Origin of the sequence: Vibrio azureus, assembly GCF_002849855.1 — a bacterium.
Taxonomy (GTDB): Bacteria; Pseudomonadota; Gammaproteobacteria; order Enterobacterales; family Vibrionaceae; genus Vibrio; species Vibrio azureus.
Genome location: NZ_CP018617.1, coordinates 922,687 through 941,785 on the forward strand (window position 1 = coordinate 922,687; position 19,099 = coordinate 941,785).

The 19,099-nt window shown below is 43.4% G+C and carries 5 protein-coding genes; all 5 read right to left on the minus strand.

What is annotated here, in order from left to right; all coding sequences use genetic code 11:
* Nucleotides 1-13: 13 nt before the first annotated feature.
* The 5 genes from BS333_RS17920 to BS333_RS17940 all read right to left on the minus strand — a co-directional run bounded on the left by BS333_RS17920 (nucleotide 14) and on the right by BS333_RS17940 (nucleotide 19,079).
* Nucleotides 14-1,297 (minus strand): ABC transporter permease, encoded by a 1,284-nt coding sequence (locus BS333_RS17920; RefSeq protein ID WP_021711737.1) that lies wholly within the window; start codon nucleotides 1,295-1,297, stop codon nucleotides 14-16.
* Nucleotides 1,298-1,303: 6 nt separating this feature from the next.
* The gene (locus BS333_RS17925) at nucleotides 1,304-2,518 is read right to left on the minus strand and encodes an ABC transporter permease (protein WP_033004497.1); all 1,215 of its coding nucleotides are present in this window, start codon (nucleotides 2,516-2,518) and stop codon (nucleotides 1,304-1,306) included.
* Entirely contained in the window at nucleotides 2,518-3,792 is a 1,275-nt protein-coding gene (locus tag BS333_RS17930; RefSeq protein WP_021711739.1) for a TolC family protein, read from the minus strand. The genes BS333_RS17925 and BS333_RS17930 overlap by 1 nt, the downstream gene beginning before the upstream one ends.
* A complete protein-coding gene (locus BS333_RS17935) occupies nucleotides 3,785-4,921 on the minus strand; it encodes an efflux RND transporter periplasmic adaptor subunit (RefSeq protein WP_021711740.1) in 1,137 nt (378 codons plus the stop codon). Before BS333_RS17935 ends, BS333_RS17930 begins: the two co-directional genes overlap by 8 nt.
* Nucleotides 4,922-5,156: 235 nt before the next feature.
* Entirely contained in the window at nucleotides 5,157-19,079 is a 13,923-nt protein-coding gene (locus BS333_RS17940; RefSeq protein ID WP_158297085.1) for a non-ribosomal peptide synthetase, read from the minus strand.
* Nucleotides 19,080-19,099: the final 20 nt, after the last annotated feature.

A 19,099-nucleotide genomic window follows, 5' to 3' on the forward strand; every position in this document is an offset into this window, starting at 1 on the left:
GTCTCCAATGTGGTTAATCACTTTGTAATGCATCTAAAGGACTCACTTTCGCCGCCCGATTTGCTGGAAGCCATGCTGAAACAATACCAATAAGTGTCAGAGTAATGATGACGATAAAGACCACGAACCACGATAATTCGGGTACCGGTTTTCCTATCCGCTCGTAAAGCATGTTGCCATCTAGATTGACTGACTGAATAGCGGACACAAGAAAGTAAGTGATGCCGAGGCCAATTAAGCCTCCCAGTGCCATTGTCATAATAGATTGGAGTAAATAATGCAGCCGAATGGCCGTTGGTGTCGCACCTACAGCCATTCTTAATCCAATATCACGCGTGGCTCTTTTAACCGTTGCGTACATCACGTTCGCAATACCTATCCCTGCAACCGCTAATGTAATAAAACCTATAATCCCAAGGAAACCTTGTAAACCAACCAAGAATGACCGCATACTTTCTTGCTTTAATAGCATATCTTCAACTTGAACTACCCGTCGGTCCAAAACACTTGCTCCATTCTTACGTGCTATGGTTTGGCGTATTTTCTTTGCCAATTCAAGACGATTCGTATCCTCTGTAGGATTGATATTTATTGCAGAAAGATCGCCATTAATATGAAAACGTTGCCATGTGGTGAGTGGGACAAAACTCGAATAGTTAATATCATACCCTTGCTCAATTTTGCCGCTATTCTTCTGCAAAATACCAATTATCGTGAATTCTTCATCACCAATTTTCACTTTTTTGCCTACAGGATCAGTCTGCAAGGATTCTGTTTTAAACCAGTTAAAGTCGCTTTCTGAATTAAATAAGCTCGTCGCTAATAAATAGCCAATCACCATGACTTTCCGTTTTTGTTTCATGTCATGTGGATTAAACCAGCGGCTGCCAGCTAATAATTTTAGGTGCGTCATCTCTTGGTAATTTATTGGCACAGCGAGCGGCGTTTTCCATGTTGTTCTATCGCCGAATGTGATGCGTTCTTCCCAGTTAGCTGAAGGCGCGACTTGGGCAATGCCTGGTAACTCACTCAGAACCTTTACATCACTCATTAACAATTTAATTTTTTTTCCTTGATGTGCAGACCCATGATTAATACTGACCATACCGCTTGTTAGGTGCATAAGATTACCATTACCGTTTTTTACGGTGGTTAATACTCCTTGCCGAATACCTTCCCCAACCGCTAACATTACGGAAATGCTTACCGTGGCCCAAGCAACCGCCAAAATGGTCAATCCCAAGCGTAGTTTCTCTGCGGCCATTTCTTGAAAAATTTGTCTCATTGGGAGCAACATAACGATTTATCCTCTTGCGCCTAATGCAATGACAGGGGTAAGACGCGAAGCTCTTCGAGCAGGAAAATACGCGGCCAGCAAAGCCAGTAATGATGTTAAAATCAAAGATTGTGCAATCGCCCCAAATGTAATGACTGGTGTTCCAGACCACTCTGGTAGACTTATCTGCGTCAATAATAAGACCGCAGCGTAAGCCAGTAATAATCCCGTTAATGCCCCAACAGCAACCAAAATCAGCCCTTCGAGTAAAAATTGAGCGAGAATCAGTCTTGGTGTAGCCCCTATCGCGAGCCTTACTCCAACTTCTCGTGTTCTGTCAGTGACAGACAAAAACATAATATTCGCCACGCCCAGTGCACCGACGGCTAAAGTCATCGCACCGCTTACTCCAAGGAAAAGTTGAATACCCCGCAAAATACTTTTGAAAATCGCAGAACTTCCGGCCAAGTCTGGCTGACGAATCGCTTCTCGATCACTGGGGTCAAAATGAAGTATCTTTGCTAAAAACTGCACTATATTTTTCTGAAAAAGAGGGATATTACTGGGGTTGTAAGGCACGAGTAATAACATCCAAGGTGGATTATCCCACATACTAAGATAGGTAGTGTTAGGAATAAATACCGCCCGGCTGGCCCCAAATGAATAGCCTGTATTTTTATTGCTTATGATACCAATCACACGAAATGGGACATGGTTAATGTGTATTTGATCGTTTATCTCAACTTGTCCCATAGCTGCAATTTGATTCCCTAATATTGCAACTCGAGTACGATTTAATATATCCGTCGGTGAAATATTACGCGAACCGGCTTTTAATTGACTTTGCATCAAGGGGAAGTAATTAGAATCGATACCACTTATACGTCGAGCAAACTTTAGCCCTTTCTTGTTTGTAATCTGACTGTCTGTTTGGCTATAAACCGCCGATACCTGTTGGACAAGTCCCGATTGTTCGAGTTGGTTTAAATGTTGTTGAGAAAAATTGATACGGCGCTTCTCAGGTAGGCCTTGCCACGTTTTACTGGTCGTTGAAGGAAAAACAAGTTGGGCATCACTTATCATGACAGAAAACGCTTTGCTTTGATGACGATAAAAACCTTCACCAATAGCCAGTAGCACCAATACTGATAAAACACCCCAGGTAATCGCAATAATAGCTAGTACGCTTTTGACACGATATGCAAACAATGTTTTCAGCGTTTGTTGCAACAAAGCGTTCATCATTGGAAAGCCATTGTAAGCAACTGGATAGCTTGTTCATCGAGCTTACCCACTGTATTGAGTAGATTAACTCTTTCACGCCAGTAACGGTTCAAGTTTATTTGTAAGCTATTTTTTGCTTCATAGAAACGATCATGTGCATTAATCACATCAGAAAGTTCAAGACGCCCAGCTTTGTATAACGTATTTTTACTGTTCAGCACCTTCTCTCGCGATTTTACAAGTTCATAGGCAACCAATACCTGACTCCAGTTTAGGCCTACCTGAGAATAAGCCTGCATAACACGCTTTTTGATGTTAATTTCCACTTCTCGTAAACTTTGCTTAGCTATTAATAGGTTCAATGATGCTTCATCAACTCGTGCAGCCATGGAGCCATTTAAATCGAGGGGTAAATTTAAACTGACCCCCGCATTCAATTCTCCATGATCTTGAAGAGCGCTGTCATTATACCCAAGGTTACCTGTAACTTTAGGGTAGTACCCACTCTCTGCTGATTCTTTGGCGATTTTACTGGCTTTTACTTTTTGTATTGCGACCAAAAGCTCTGGGCTGTTGTCTTTAGCAAGTTTCAACCAAGCTTCTTGTTTTTCAACCATCATAGCAGGTGGCTTATCAATATTGGTTCGTATCAGATTTACTTTTTCAAAGTCCTGATTCATTAAAGAAGAAAGCTCTGTATGTTTGATTATTAAATCCGCTTCTGCTGTAAGCACATTATTCTGACTCGCAAGGAGCGTTGCATTACTTTCTTCTACATCCACCGATTTTATTTTACCAGCAAGAAAGCGGGCTTTGATAATCTCGTGTAATTTCTTGCCATCTCGCAGTTTGGTTTTTGCTAATTCCAAACTACTTTGTGCACTTGCAACATCCAGATAAGCCTGAATCACCTTCAAAGCTAAATTATTTTGAGCCTGTACTAATTCTAATTTAGATTGCAAATATTGAGCTTTGGCATGGTCCAGCTCTGACCACAGATTACTATCCCAAATATTTTGGCTAAGAGAAATACCATAACGATTAGAGTCACCACCTGATTCACTCCAATTTTCAGATGCCGACACTTGAACGTTAGGTAACAGATTACTTTGGTACTGTTGAACAACCACTTCACCCCGTTTAACACCGAGCAATGATTTTTGATATGAAGGATCCGTTACCTCCGCACCCTTCCATGCCTCTTCAAGCGATAAGGCAAAGCTAGAAGTACTCAATGACACCATCATTATCACTAAGAAACTGTACAAAGCTAAGATAGACTGTTTAATCATTGGTATGAGTACCCGTCATGCTGCTATCAATAATGGTTTCATTGAGTTCCAAACCTGATATCACTTCTACTTTGATGCCATCAGACAAGCCTAATTGCACCTCTTTCTTATAAAAACCTGATTGTGAGTTGTCCGGAATCAGCACATATGAGGTCTCACCATCAAATTGGAGTGCTCTCTCTGGAACCGTTAAGACATCAATAGACTGCTGCAGAGTAATTTCGGCAGTAGAGGAGAAACCAGAGCGTAATTTAATCCCTTCAGGGATGGTTAATTGTTCGACTTCCACCTCAAAACCATTTTCAAAACTTTTTGCTGAGCTCGCATCCTCTGGTGAATTGAGGGTCTCCGACTGGATGGCGACTTTACTTAACACGCCAGTGAGCTTCTGATCAGGATAAGGCGCAACGGACAGTAAAACAGGCATGTCTGGAGATAGAAGTGCGACATCTTGCTCACTCACACTCCCTTTAAAAATCAAATGATTCATATTCGCTAACGACATCATCTCTGTTGCGGCTTGACTAGATTGAGTCGAAATAATGGGCTCACCGACTTCCACTTTTTGATTGAGAACCGTACCATCGATTGGAGCATAAATGGTTGAAGTTAAGTGAGCTTCTCCCACAGATGCTTCACCACTACGAATCAGCGCTAAGTTCTGTTTCTTTTGTAAAACATTCGCCTTTTCTGATTTGACTCGAGCCAGAGCAGTGACATATTCATCGTAGTTGGCAGGAATGATCCCCTGCTGTACTAGGCCTTCTAGGTTGTGGAGTTTTTGCTTTGCAGACTCAAGTTCCGCTTCACTCCTCATTAAATCCGTTGAAGCATCAGTCAGTGATTGAGGTGTAGGATTTGGACGTACCTTAATTAAAGCTTGCCCTTGCTCGACTTTCTGACCGACTTCGACATAAACATCACCGACAATACCATCAATTTGAGATTTAATTGAAACGGAGTGTGCGGGAACGATAAAACCAACTGCAATAGCCTGTCTCTCGATTGTGCCCTTTTGAACTTTAATAGTTTTAAATACACTTTCTTCATGAGGCGAGGAAAGATAAGTATAAGATCCCATACCAACTAGGCTGACAGTTAAAGCTAAAATAATCCAAAATTTAGGCATGAGTGGTTCCATTAGTAATGACTTAAACAAGAAGTTATACCCAATAGAAAAATTATCTGTGAATTTACGAAGGGGTAAAGCATCTCTTTTGTGATAATAATATCAAAAGAGATGAGAAATGAAAATTTGAAAAAAATAGGCCGTAAAGTCATTACCAATAAACTTTACGGCCTATATCATTTCAATCTATAGAAATATTATTTTTCTTACACGCGCACGTTGAAGAATGAATAAATTAGTCTGCATAATTTTTCAAAGTATGTTCTATTACTAAAGCGATTTCAGCTGCTCCTTGATCAAGCAACATGGTATTGTGATCGCCGAAGGCTGTGTAAGTATATGCCTCTCCAGTCGTTAATAAGTGTCTATTTTCCCTTTCTTTTCTTTTATCAATTTCGTCAGCCGCATAAATCATAACAACATCATTGATGGAAGAAGCACTGGGCTGATACGCATCTGACATCGCGTCATGACGACGACCAATATCAATGAAACGCTGTGTCATGGCTTTATCGTCAAAGAATTGTTTTAACAGTTCATCAGTCGTTGTATCACCCACTTTTGAACTTTTTCCACGATTTAAGAAAAGCTCAACAATTTCAGCGATATCGTCTTTATCACTTGATGTTACGCTGTCACCATGGGTTACACCGTCACTTACCTCTGAGTAATCTTCACCTATAGGACGAATAAAACTATCGAGGAGAATGGTGATCGCCTGCTGCCCTTGATTTTGTAGTGCAATTGCGACTTCATAGGCAATTTGTCCACCTGAAGAATGACCAAGGATAAAATATGGACCACATCCTTGTTCCTTACGTATTTCAGCTGTAAATGCCACGACCATTTCTTCAATAGAGTTATGAGGTATTTCTTCAGTAAGAATGCCTTTATGATCAAACGCATTAACGTCAAATTTTGAACCTGCACATTGAGCGAGATCTAAATAAGCAACGGCTAGTCCCCCGGCTGCTGGTACACAAAATACCTTAGGTGCATCCTTGCTTGCAGCAGAGTTCAATTTCACCATCAGCTGATGATTATTTTCATTCGGTGTCGACTCTAACCTTGCTGCTAAATCTGTAAGTGTATCCGCTTCAAAAATATCTTTGATTTGAAGGTTACAATTAAAGTGGCGTTTAATATGAGTCAGCAATTTTACCGTCAAAATAGAATGGCCACCGCTAGTGAAGAAATTAGCATGCTTACTGACTCTCTCCAGTCCAAGGAGTTCACACCAAATATTAGCCAGGCGCTTTTCAGTGCCACTTTCTGGTGCGAGATATTCACTCTCTGCTTGCCAGTTAGGCTCTGGTAAAGCACGGCGATCAATTTTATCCGCCGCGTTTAAAGGCATCTTATCTAAAACGGTAAAACTATTTGGCACCATATAATCGGGCAACGAACGTTGCAGTCCTTGACGCAGCTCTGCCGTTGTCGGATAAGGTTGTTGTTTCGCCACCAAATAAGCCGCGAGCGCATTTTGGCCTTGTTGATCACGGCGTATGACAACCGCACATTCCCCGACATTATCCAGTTTAGCCAGACTGGCCTCGACTTCACCGAGTTCAACCCTGAACCCTCGGACTTTGACTTGGTTATCAATCCTGCCCATAAACTCTAGCGTGCCATCAGGTAACCAGCGCCCTAAGTCTCCAGTGCGATATAAGGTATCACCATGCACTTGATTATCCGGCTCATCATAATAAGGGTTAACGACAAAACTGCTTGCGGTCCGCTCCGGCTTATTCCAATACCCTTTACCGACACCAACACCAGATACACACAGCTCACCTGGCACACCAATCGGCTGTAGCTGAAGCCCTTTGTCCAATACGTACATGGTTAAATTAGGGATCGGCCGCCCAATCGGTACACTCGGTGTGTTTGCGGGTAATGGCGTACGGATAACGTACTCTGTAATGTCATCAGATGCTTCACTTGGCCCATAACCGTTCATGATCGGGATTTGAGGGTTCAACGCTAACCATTGGTTTAATAATGGCACTGGCGCAGCCTCTGCGATGGCCATCATCCACTCTAAATCTGGTAAGGCTCTCTCACTCGGTGGCAATGTTTCTAAATGGTCGACAAGTAACTGCAACACCACAGGAGCAGCTTGCATCAAATGCACTTGATGCTGTTGTAGTAATCGCACTAATTTAGGTATATCAGTCATATCATCCAGAATGACCGTCTGCCCGCCACACATCAATGGTGCGAGGAACTGCCACACCGAGACATCCGATGAAGAAGCAGCGCTTTGCAAGAAGTTCTTCGCCATCAATTGGTGGTTTTCATCGATAAAGTCCAACACATCAAACTCGGCATCAATATGATTGAGCGCGCCCGCATGATGAACAAGTGCGCCTTTAGGTTGCCCGGTGGAACCGGAGGTATAAATCATGTAGGCCAAATCATCAGATTCATTACACCAAACCGGGTTCTCTGTACTGTAGGTTTCTAAAGAAGATAAATCACAATCCAATCGCAATGCTTTACAAGCCAATGGCGTTTCTAGATTATCTTTCAAATGTTCAAGCAACTCGTTTTCCGTCAACAGCACCGAGACACCCGAGTCTGTGAGCATGTAATCAATGCGCGAAATTGGGTTCACGGGATCAAACGGAATATACGCCCCTCCGGCTTTCATTATCGCTAGAATAGCGACCAAAAACTCAGGTGAACGCTGAGCATAAATACCCACCAAGTCTCCTCTTGCCACGCCAGACTCGCGTAAATAGTGCGCTAACTGGTTAGCTTTGGCATTTAATTCGGCGTAGCTCAGACTGTGATTGTCCCCGATAACCGCCATCGCATCTGGGCAGCGTTGCACCTGAGATTCAAATCGATAATGAACGCAAGGCTCACCATGATAAGTGACGGTCTTACCATTGAAATCATTGAGGATCTTGGTTCTTTCATCCGATGATAAAATGGAGATATCGCTCATTTTATCGTTTGGACGATGAACAATTTGATGAAGCAGTTGATCAAAATGTTCAGCCATTCTCTCAATCGTTATTCGATCAAACAAATCCGCAGCATAATCCCAGACCAACGTCAGACCGTTCTGGTTCTCACTGATGTCCAAGCTAAGATCAAACTGAGTCGTAGTGAATTCTTGCTCAACCGGTGTCAAATTAAGATCAGAGAATGACAAAGTGCTATCTGAATTATTATCTAAGGAAAGCATGACCTGAAACAGCGGGTTATAGTTAAAACTGCGTTCTGGTTGAAGTTTATCGACCAATAACTCAAACGGCAGTTGTTGATGTTCAAAAGCAGCGAGGACCCGTTCACGACTTTGTTGTAACAACTCAGTAAAGCTCAAGTCTTCAGACAAATCCGCACGCAATACCACCGTATTGATAAAGCATCCGATCAGTGGTGCGATTTCATTTTGCTCTCTATTCGCGATTGGGGAACCTATAACAATATCACTCTCTCCACTGTAACGATTGAGCAGTGCAGAAAATGCCGCATTAAGCACCATAAATAATGTAGCTTGATTGCTTCGGGCCAATTGGTTGAGCTCTGACGTCAAGTTTTTATCAATCTGACAAGTAAACTGCGCGCCTTTAAAGCTCGAATTATTTGGGCGTTGGTGATCCAAAGGTAAACTGTGCGTAGGCGGTAAATCCGCCAACTGAGTCATCCAATATTCGAGATGACGATCAAGGTTGTTAGCCAGCCAGTTTCTTTGCCAGTGCGCATAATCACTATATTGAATCGCTAGCGGTGCGAGTCCATTAGGCTCACCTCTTACTGTACTCGCATATATCTCCGACAGCTCATTGACCATCACACCTTCTGACCATCCATCAGAAGCAATATGATGTAGCGTGAGCAATAGAACATGGCGCGTTTCTGCCAAATGCAGTACCTGTGCGCGCAGCATTAAGTCCTGACTCAAATCAAAAGCTTGTGACATTTCTTGATGGACTAACGCTTGGACTTGTAATGACTGCTCGGGTTCTGATAACTCGCTCAAATCAATGACAGGAAGAGTAAACTTAATATCTTGTCGTCGCTGAGCCTTTGCTTCTCCATCGTCCAACTCAAAACAAGTATGCAACACATGATGTCGTGCAATTATCGTTGAAAATGCTTGTTCAAGAGCTTGAATATTTAAGGCGCCCTCCACTCTGTATGCTGCGGGCATATTATACTCACAACCTTCTGGATCTGATTGGTGAATAAACCACATTCTTTGTTGAGCAAACGATAAAGGCACCTGAGCATCGCTTACGACGGATACAATTTCAGGTGTCTGTGTCTTAAATGCAGCAGATTGAGTTGAAGCAGATTGAGTTGAAGCAGATTTAATTGAAGCAGAGAGAATTAACGCAAGTTGCGCTAATGTTGGTGCTTCAAAAACCGCTTTTACGGGTACATCGATGTGTCTATCTGCTCGTATCTGTGCCACCAAACGAGCCACTAACAGCGAGTGCCCACCACAATCGAAGAAGTTGGCGTTCGCACTGACCTGTTCTAACTGCAGCAACTCACTCCAGAGCGTCGCTAAATACTGCTCTAATTCCCCTTTCGGTTGTTGATATTCACTATCAGCTTGCCAGTTAGGCTCTGGTAAGGCACGGCGATCAATTTTATCCGCCGCGTTTAAAGGCATCTTGTCTAAAACGGTAAAACTATTTGGCACCATATAATCGGGCAACGAACGTTGCAGTCCTTGACGCAACTCTGCCGTTGTCGGATAAGGTTGTTGTTTCGCCACCAAATAAGCCGCGAGCGCATTTTGGCCTTGTTGATCACGGCGTATGACAACCGCACATTCCCCGACATTATCCAGTTTAGCCAGACTGGCCTCGACTTCACCGAGTTCAACCCTGAACCCTCGGACTTTGACTTGGTTATCAATCCTGCCCATAAACTCTAGCGTGCCATCAGGTAACCAGCGCCCTAAGTCTCCGGTGCGATATAAGGTATCACCATGCACTTGATTATCCGGCTCATCATGATAAGGGTTAACGACAAAACTGCTTGCGGTCCGCTCCGGCTTATTCCAATACCCTTTACCGACACCAACACCAGATACACACAGCTCACCTGGCACACCAATCGGCTGTAGCTGAAGCCCTTTGTCCAATACGTACATGGTTAAATTAGGGATCGGCCGCCCAATCGGTACACTCGGTGTGTTTGCGGGTAATGGCGTACGGATAACGTACTCTGTAATGTCATCAGATGCTTCACTTGGCCCATAACCGTTCATGATCGGGATTTGAGGGTTCAACGCTAACCATTGGTTTAATAATGGCACTGGCGCAGCCTCTGCGATGGCCATCATCCACTCTAAATCTGGTAAGGCTCTCTCACTCGGTGGCAATGTTTCTAAATGGTCGACAAGTAACTGCAACACCACAGGAGCAGCTTGCATCAAATGCACTTGATGCTGTTGTAGTAATCGCACTAATTTTGGTATATCAGTCATATCATCCAGAATGACCGTCTGCCCGCCACACATCAATGGCGCGAGGAACTGCCACACCGAGACATCCGATGAAGAAGCAGCGCTTTGCAAGAAGTTCTTCGCCATCAATTGGTGATTTTCATCGATAAAGTCCAGCACATCAAACTCGGCATCAATATGATTGAGCGCGCCCGCATGATGAACAAGTGCGCCTTTAGGTTGCCCGGTGGAACCGGAGGTATAAATCATGTAGGCCAAATCATCAGATTCATTACACCAAACCGGGTTCTCTGTACTGTAGGTTTCTAAAGAAGATAAATCACAATCCAATCGCAATGCTTTACAAGCCAATGGCGTTTCTAGATTATCTTTCAAATGTTCAAGCAACTCGTTTTCCGTCAACAGCACCGAGACACCCGAGTCTGTGAGCATGTAATCAATGCGCGAAATTGGGTTCACGGGATCAAACGGAATATACGCCCCTCCGGCTTTCATTATCGCTAGAATAGCGACCAAAAACTCAGGTGAACGCTGAGCATAAATACCCACCAAGTCTCCTCTTGCCACGCCAGACTCGCGTAAATAGTGCGCTAACTGGTTAGCTTTGGCATTTAATTCGGCGTAGCTCAGACTGTGATTGTCCCCGATAACCGCCATCGCATCTGGGCAGCGTTGCACCTGAGATTCAAATCGATAATGAACGCAAGGCTCACCATGATAAGTGACGGTCTTACCATTGAAATCATTGAGGATCTTAGTTCTTTCATCCGATGATAAGATGGAGATATCGCTCATTTTATCGTTTGGACGATGAACAATTTGATGAAGCAGTTGATCAAAATGTTCCGCCATTCGAGTCATACTTGAGTGCTCAAATAAATCGGTTGAGTATTCCCAATGCAATTGAATCCCTTGTTCAGATTCGACCACATTCAAACTGAGATCAAACTGAGAGGTTGAATATTCTTGCTCAATAGACTCAAACTCTAGACCATCCAAATTAAAATCAGACTGACGATTATTTTCTACAGACAACATGATTTGGAATAATGGGTTGTAACTCAAGCTACGTTCTGGCTGTAATCGTTCTACGAGTGTTTCAAACGGTGCCTGCTGATGCTGTAAACCAGCTAAGGTATTGTCGCGACATTGAGCTAAAAGTTGAGTAAAGCTTTGTTGATGATCCACTTGCGTTCTCATCACCAAGGTATTGACAAAAAAGCCAATAATAGGCTCAAGTTCAACTTGCTCTCGATTGGCAACTGGCGTCCCAATCACAATATCCGTTTCACCACTGTAACGGCTGAGCAATAACGAAAACGCGGCTTTGAGTACCATAAATAAACTGGCTTCATTATGTTGCGCTAACGTTAAAATCAGACGGGATAGTTCTGGACTTAAAGTCTGAGCCAGTTCAGCCCCTTGGAAGCTTTGAATCGAAGGCCGTGCTTTGTCCAATGGCAAATGATGCACTGGAGGCAAGTCTGCTAATTGTTGCAGCCAATAATCTAAATGGCGTTCAAGTCGTTCACCTTCAAGCCAAGCACGTTGTGAATAAGCATAATCACTGTATTGATATTCCAGTGGCAACAAAGGTGTTGGTTCAGTGGTTAAAAACCTATGATAGGCTGATGATAATTCTGAAATAAGTACACTGGTTGACCAACCATCAGAGGCGATATGGTGCTGCGTAATCAAAAATGCATTGTGTGGCCCTTCCGTTTCTACGCCCTCTTTTTTGAGCTTAACCAACTTAGCTCTTAGCATTAGATCTTTGCTAAGATTGAACGGTGTGATGGCTTCCTGTTCAACAAGGTTTTCTAACATCACCTGCTGTTCAGTGTGCGAGTACTCCGATATATCAATCAGCTCGAGAACGGAATCGAAATCTTGTAAAACGCTTTGATAGACGTTCTGATCTTTGACTCGGTAAACCGTGCGCAATATTTGGTGACGCTCAACCACGCTGTTCAATGCACGTGTAAATGCAGCAACCTCTAATCTACCATTCACGTAAAACGCTTCTGGCATATTATATTCATAGCCGTTGGGTTCTAGCTGGGCAATGAACCACAAGCGCTGCTGGGCAAAAGATACCGGAAGTAACGCATCTTGTGGAGCCTTGTTAAGAGGCATCACATGAAGATCCATGAAATCCTTACTGCCACTTCGAGCCAATTGATTATCGATCTGGCTGGCTATCCCTTTTAACGTTTTTAGCTCAAAAATCGCTTTTAGGCTGAGTTCAACTTGCCAAGCATCACGCACCTGAGAAATTAAACCAACCGCCAACAGTGAATGTCCTCCAAGCGCAAAAAAGTGACTGTCTCTACAGACACTTTGGCATGAAAGTAATTGGCACCAAATAGACGCCAAACGCTGCTCGGTTTCAGATTTAGGTGGCTCATCGCTGTTGAGTAATGTGAGTTTAATATCCAATAAGGCTTGTCTGTTGATCTTACCTGCCGCAGTTAGAGGCAATTCATTCAGAGACATAAAGATCGCGGGGATCATGTGGTCAGGCAATGTCTTACTCAAATATTCACTCAAATTGTGTTGGAGTTCTGACTCTAGACCCAATTTGGTGACCAGATAGGCAATCAACTGATCAATGCCTTGCTCTGTTTTCTTTATCATCACCACCGCTTGAATGACGGCCTCATGCTGCATCAATACTGTTTCAATCTCACCCAGCTCGATACGAAAGCCTCTCAACTTAACTTGGTCATCGATACGCCCAACAAACTCTAATTGCCCATCCTGATGATACCTGACCAGATCACCGGTTCGATATAATTTGGCGCCTGGCTTTTGACTCAAATGGTCATCAATAAAGCGCTCTTCGGTTAACGTGTCACGATGCAAATAACCATCAGCCAAACAATCACCACCGATTAACAATTCTCCAACAGCACCAACAGGCACACGTTGCATTAATGGGTTAACAACATAAAGTTGACGAGGACCACAAGCTTGTCCAATCAACATTGTCGTCAGAGAGGCCAAGTTGTCTGCGGTTATCTCAAAAGCAGTACTGGTGACGGAAGCTTCTGTGGGACCGTAAGCATTGATAAAGCGACGACATAAATTCACATCAAAACAGCTTTCTACGGTTGCTTTAGGGATCGCCTCTCCACCTACAACGAGTAATTCTAAGCTTGTGAGTTGTTTAGCCTCCAGTGTTTTTTGAGAGTTAAGATAAGTTAAATATTGTGATAAATAAGCCAAAGGTAAATCAGCCACACTGATTGCATTCTGGGTTAAATAGCGATCAAATTTCGATACCTCCATTTCTTGAAGGGAGACAATGTGCAGTTCACAGCCTAGAGTCAAAGGCAGAAAAATTTGCTCAAAGGCAGCATCAAAATTGACCGATGCAGATAAAATACAGCGATCTTGAGACGTTAACTTAAAGTGGTCATTGATGGTTGCAATATGGTTTGCAGCGGCTTTGCGACTGACTTTAACCCCTTTAGGCACGCCAGTGGAGCCAGAGGTATAAATAACGTAGGCCGGAGCACTGTGATTACTCGGCAAGCAAGTAAACTCGATGTGATGCTCCTCTAATTGCGCGATAGTCTCAGGCGTATCCAACAACATGTACGGCACACGCACTGGTGGTAACAGTCCGAGTTGCTCTGTGTCCGTTATGATGAAATCGGCTTGAGAGTCATTCAACATATGCTCCAAGCGAGCTTTAGGATAAGCCGGGTCCAGTGGTAAATAGGCAGCTCCTGCTTTAAAAATCGCGAGTATTGAGACAATTAAGTCCACGCCTCTCGGTAAGCATAAGCCAACCAAGTCACCTTGCTGGACGCCTTGCTCAATCAATCGATGAGCGAGCTTATCAGCACGATGTTGTAATGCTTGGTAAGACAAACGTTTCGTGTTCCATACCAAGGCCGTTGCGTCAGGTGTACGCTTTACTTGCAAGTCAAACTGTTCTTCGACCGATAACACTTCGGCATCAAGAAAAGCGGTATTCGACCAAGCATTGAGTTTCTGTTGATCCACTTCAGCGAGAATTTCAATGGCATTCAATGGAGCACTTGGGCTCTCAATAACCGCACCGATCAGTCTTTGCAAGCATTGGGACATACGAGAGATTGTCTCCGGTAAAAAGAGCTCCGTATTGTATTCCCAAGCCAACGCCAACCCATGCTCTGTTTCACTCATATCAAGCGTAAGATCAAACTGTGCGGTATGGTTAGGTTGCTCAATTGGAGAAAGCGCAACATCACCAAACTTGAGCGAATTGACATTGGTATCATTTAAAGAAAGCATGATCTGGAACAGAGGGTTATAGCTTAAACTCCGCTCAGGCTGCAGATCATCAACAAGAATTTCGAATGGAACATGTTGATGCTCCCAAGCCTGTAATAATGTTTCTTTGCTGTGGCTCAACAATTGTTCAAAACTTGGGTTACCTGCCGTATCCAACCTTAGCACTAAGGTGTTAGCAAAAAAGCCTATCAAATCTTTTACTTCAAGCTGGTCACGGTTGGCGATTGGCGACCCCATAACAATGTCAGACTCGCCACTATAACGGCTGAGTAACGCGGCAAAGAGAGTATGTATCGCCATAAATAAAGTGGCATTATTGTTCTCTGCAAGCTGCTTAAGTTTACTTGTTGTTGCTACATCGATTTGTTGCTTGATCTGATTACCCTGAAACTTCTGTACTGCTGGTCGTACAAAGTCCACTGGTAAACTATGTACCAAAGGCAAAGAAGACAATTGCTTACGCCAGTAAGTGAGATGTTGTTCAAGCGTATCCCCTTTCAACCAATCACGTTGCCATAGAGCATAGTCTCGGTACTGGATTGGCAAAGGAGGTAATGGAGCCGCTTTTTGTCGTGAAAAAGCACCATATAACGTTGAAAGCTCGTTAATGAGTAAATTCATTGACCAGCCGTCAGAGGCAATATGATGCATGGTAATCAATAAGACAAAGTTCTCTTTGTCTAGAGTTAACAACTGAGTTCGCAACATCATATCTTGGCTTAGGTCAAAAGATTTCGACGCTTCTTCTGTGACAAGGCGATGAATTTCTTCGGATTTATCTTCAACCGTTAAGTGAGTTAAATCCTTCTGCTGTAATTTAAGAACCCTACCTTTTACCACACTTGATTCAGTGCGCTGCGCTTGTGTTTTCGTTGACACTTGTGCATGAGTCGACTCAACATAAACAGTATTTAATACCTCATGACGTTGAACCACTGTCGCGAGAGCACTCTCTAACGCAGCAATATCGAGCTTTCCAGTCAGTTTAAGCGCGGCTGGCATATTATACTCACTGCCACCAGGGTGCATACGGTCAAGGAACCAAAGCCTTTGTTGTGAAAAGGATAAAGGTGCTTTGTCTATATTCGGATTTGCAATGATCTGACGTCGATTTGCACGACAATCAACATGGCTTTCTCTATCAATTAAATCAGCTTGATCTTCGAGTGTTTGCGTTTCAAAAATGGATCTGATGCTAAGATCCACCTCCCAAGCCTGCTTGATCTCAGTGATCAACTTTGTCGCCAAAAGAGAGTGCCCACCCAAGGAGAAGAAATTACTCTGTCGACCTACCTGCTCTGTCGCAAGCAGCGTTGACCACAACGAAGCAAGTTTATGTTCTGTTTCAGTTTTTGGTGCTTGATACACGTTTGAGGAACACAAGTCCGGCTGAGGTAATGCTTTCTTATCCACTTTACCATTGACCGTTAACGGCAATGCCTCCATTAAGCAGAAAACACTTGGGATCATATAATGAGGCAGTGATAGTTTCGCTTGTTCTATCAGCTCTTGCTCAGAAATAAGGAAACTTTCTGCGTCTTTTTCTGCAACAACCCACGCAACCAGTTGCTTTTCCTTACTTCCTTTTGCCGACTGAGCCAACACAAGCGCATCTTTGACGCTTTGATGACGACTCAAAGCATTCTCTATTTCTCCAAGCTCAATACGAAAGCCACGAATTTTTATCTGATCATCACTTCGTCCAACAAAAACAAGCTCGCCACTTGGTAACCAACGAACTCGATCTCCTGTTTTGTAAACACGCTTTGCTTCTGGATTGGAGAATTTTGAAAGATCTGAGCCACTTGGAAGAGATAAATCGAAAAATTTTTCCTTAGTCAACTCAACCTGATTTAAATAACCTCTTGCTAAACCTAAGCCGGCAATATGCAGCTCACCTTCAACACCAATAGGCACGATCTGCTGTTCATCATCCAAAACATAGATAGAGAGGTTATCTAATGCAGAACCAATGTTAAGTGTTTGATGTGGCTGTACTCTCGATATCGTGGCGCATACCGTACATTCTGATGGGCCATAGGCATTGTATAATGGAAAGCGCTCTGCCCATTGCCAAGCTAAAGCCTGATCACAGGCTTCTCCACCGACAATTAAAACTTGGAAAGCGTATTCTCTTTCCATGTCCAAGTGTGCAAGTAAAGACGGTGGTATCAGCGCATGTGTGACTTTATGCTCCAATAAAAAGTCCGATAGCTTGTCTGGATTCACACGAGTATTGTCGCTACAAATGTATAAGCAGGCTCCCTGTGTCAACGCCATCATCCATTCCCAAGTTGCTGCATCGAATCCCAAGGCGGCAAATTGTAGGACTCGGCTGTTTTCGTTTATCGCGAACTCTGAGTCGAGACTTTGCAATAAGTTCACCGCGCCAAGGTGCTCTAACAACACGCCTTTCGGTTGACCAGTCGAGCCCGATGTATAAATAACATATGCGAGGTTTTTTGCTGTCAATTCTTGAGCTAAAACAGGGTTATCCGTGGTGTATTGTGACAACTTTGCGCCGATCTCCGGAGCGTTTAAACTGATCGACGTAATATCTCCTGCAAGCCGAGCCGTTTCTTTCTCAGTTACCAAAAATTGGATGCCGCTATCATTTAACATGTACTGCACGCGCTCTGTCGGGTTGGTTGGATCGATTGCGACATAAGCCCCACCCGCTTTCAAAATCCCCAGCATGCCGATCAACATATCCACTGAACGAGACACAGACAAACCCACTAACGTATCTGGTTTAACTCCGAGTTGAATCAAATGGTGCGCAAGTTGGTTAGCCTTGTTATTCAGTTCACCGTAAGTTAGCGACATTTTTTCATCAGGCATTTTCTCCGCTACCAGTGATGTGTACTGTGCCGTTTCTTCTACAACAATGGCCAACTCATTAGGACGCTGTTTCGCCTGCTGTTCAAAATATTGATGAATACAATGAGGTCGTGCAAGTGGGACTTCACTACGATTAAACTGATTCACTATGCCGTCTTGTTGATTCGAGGTCAGTAAAGGTAAAGTCTGCACTTTCTGATTGGGTTGAGCGACAATCCCTTCCAGCAAAACATTAAAACTGTCTGCCAAACGTTCAACGCTTTGTGGTGTGAACAAATCTTTGGCAAACACCCAATTCAGCGTAAGGCCTTGTTCAGATTCGGTGACTTCCAAGGTCAAATCGAATTTTGCGTAATCGTCTTTGAAGACTTCAATTTCAGTATCAATCCCATTTAATCGCAAGCTAGCATCATCGTTATTCTGAAGAACCAGCATAATTTGGAACAGCGGTTGATGGCTTAAGCTGCGCTCAGGCTGTAAGGTTTCTACTAATAAATCGAATGGCATCTGTTGGTGCTCAAATGCCGACAAAATGTTTTTGCGTGACATTTGTAGAAGTTCAGTAAACGACAGAGACTCCGACATATCGGTTCGTAAAACGAGATTATTAAGGAAACATCCGATCAGACCTTGTGTTTCACTGTGATCCCGATTGGCTATCGGTGTCCCAATCACGATATCAGTCTCACCGCTATATCGTGCTAAAAAACAACTTAATGCAGCATTCAGCACCATAAATAACGTTGAATCATGCGCTTTGGCAAGTGTATATAATGCGGCCAGCCCTGATTTAGAGAAGGATCTGTCTATTTGTTGCCCACGGAAGCTCTGCTCAGCAGGCCGGGGAAAATCAGTCGGTAAGTTATGCAGTGTCGGCAAGCCCTTTAAGGTTTGTTGCCAATAATTCGTTAGTTGACGTAAGGCCTCTCCTTGCAGGTTATCTCTCTGCCAAAGTGCATAGTCTTTGTATTGGATACTCAAAGGCAATAGAGGGGCTTCTTCACCTTCACAATAACCATCATAAAGCTTGGACAGCTCATCTGCCCAAATCCCTTGTGACCAACCGTCCGAGGCAATATGGTGCATAATAATCACTAACAGATGCTCTTCGGCGCCTAAACGCAATAACTCTCCGCGCATCATAATATCTGAGCTAAGGTCAAAAGGCTGACTGAGTAAGAAGTCGAGGCGCTCGCGCATTACGGTCTGTCTTGTTTTTGAGTCTTTTACATCATCACTTAAAAGTTCATAAACAGGTAACTCGAACATCACTTCATCTTTTACATGTTGCACAGGCTGACCGTCTTTAATCCGATAAGTGGTACGTAAAATATGATGCCTTTGAACAATCGTGTTCAAAGCTTGCGTCAAGGCGAATGTATTGAGGTGACCTTTCATCCTCAAAATAATCGGCATATTGTATTCCACACTGCCATTTTGCATCTGGTCTACGCTCCATAAACGTTGCTGGGCAAACGATAAAGGAACAGGTTCATCATGTTGAATGTGCTGTTTGATCAACTGAGGCATTACTGCTTTTTTAGCGGCTTTTTCTGCCATCATTTTCTTCAATAATGCGCGTTTCTTTTCTAAATCCATGTTTTGTCTCATTGTCATAT

Excerpts from the sequence above, each read along its gene's own strand:
- BS333_RS17930 (WP_021711739.1), bottom strand. The coding sequence starts at position 3,792 with ATGATTAAACAGTCTATCTTAGCTTTGTACAGTTTCTTAGTGATAATG.
- BS333_RS17920 (WP_021711737.1), bottom strand. The coding sequence starts at position 1,297 with ATGTTGCTCCCAATGAGACAAATTTTTCAAGAAATGGCCGCAGAGAAA.
- BS333_RS17925 (WP_033004497.1), bottom strand. The coding sequence starts at position 2,518 with ATGAACGCTTTGTTGCAACAAACGCTGAAAACATTGTTTGCATATCGT.
- BS333_RS17940 (WP_158297085.1), bottom strand. The coding sequence starts at position 19,079 with ATGGATTTAGAAAAGAAACGCGCATTATTGAAGAAAATGATGGCAGAA.
- BS333_RS17935 (WP_021711740.1), bottom strand. The coding sequence starts at position 4,921 with ATGCCTAAATTTTGGATTATTTTAGCTTTAACTGTCAGCCTAGTTGGT.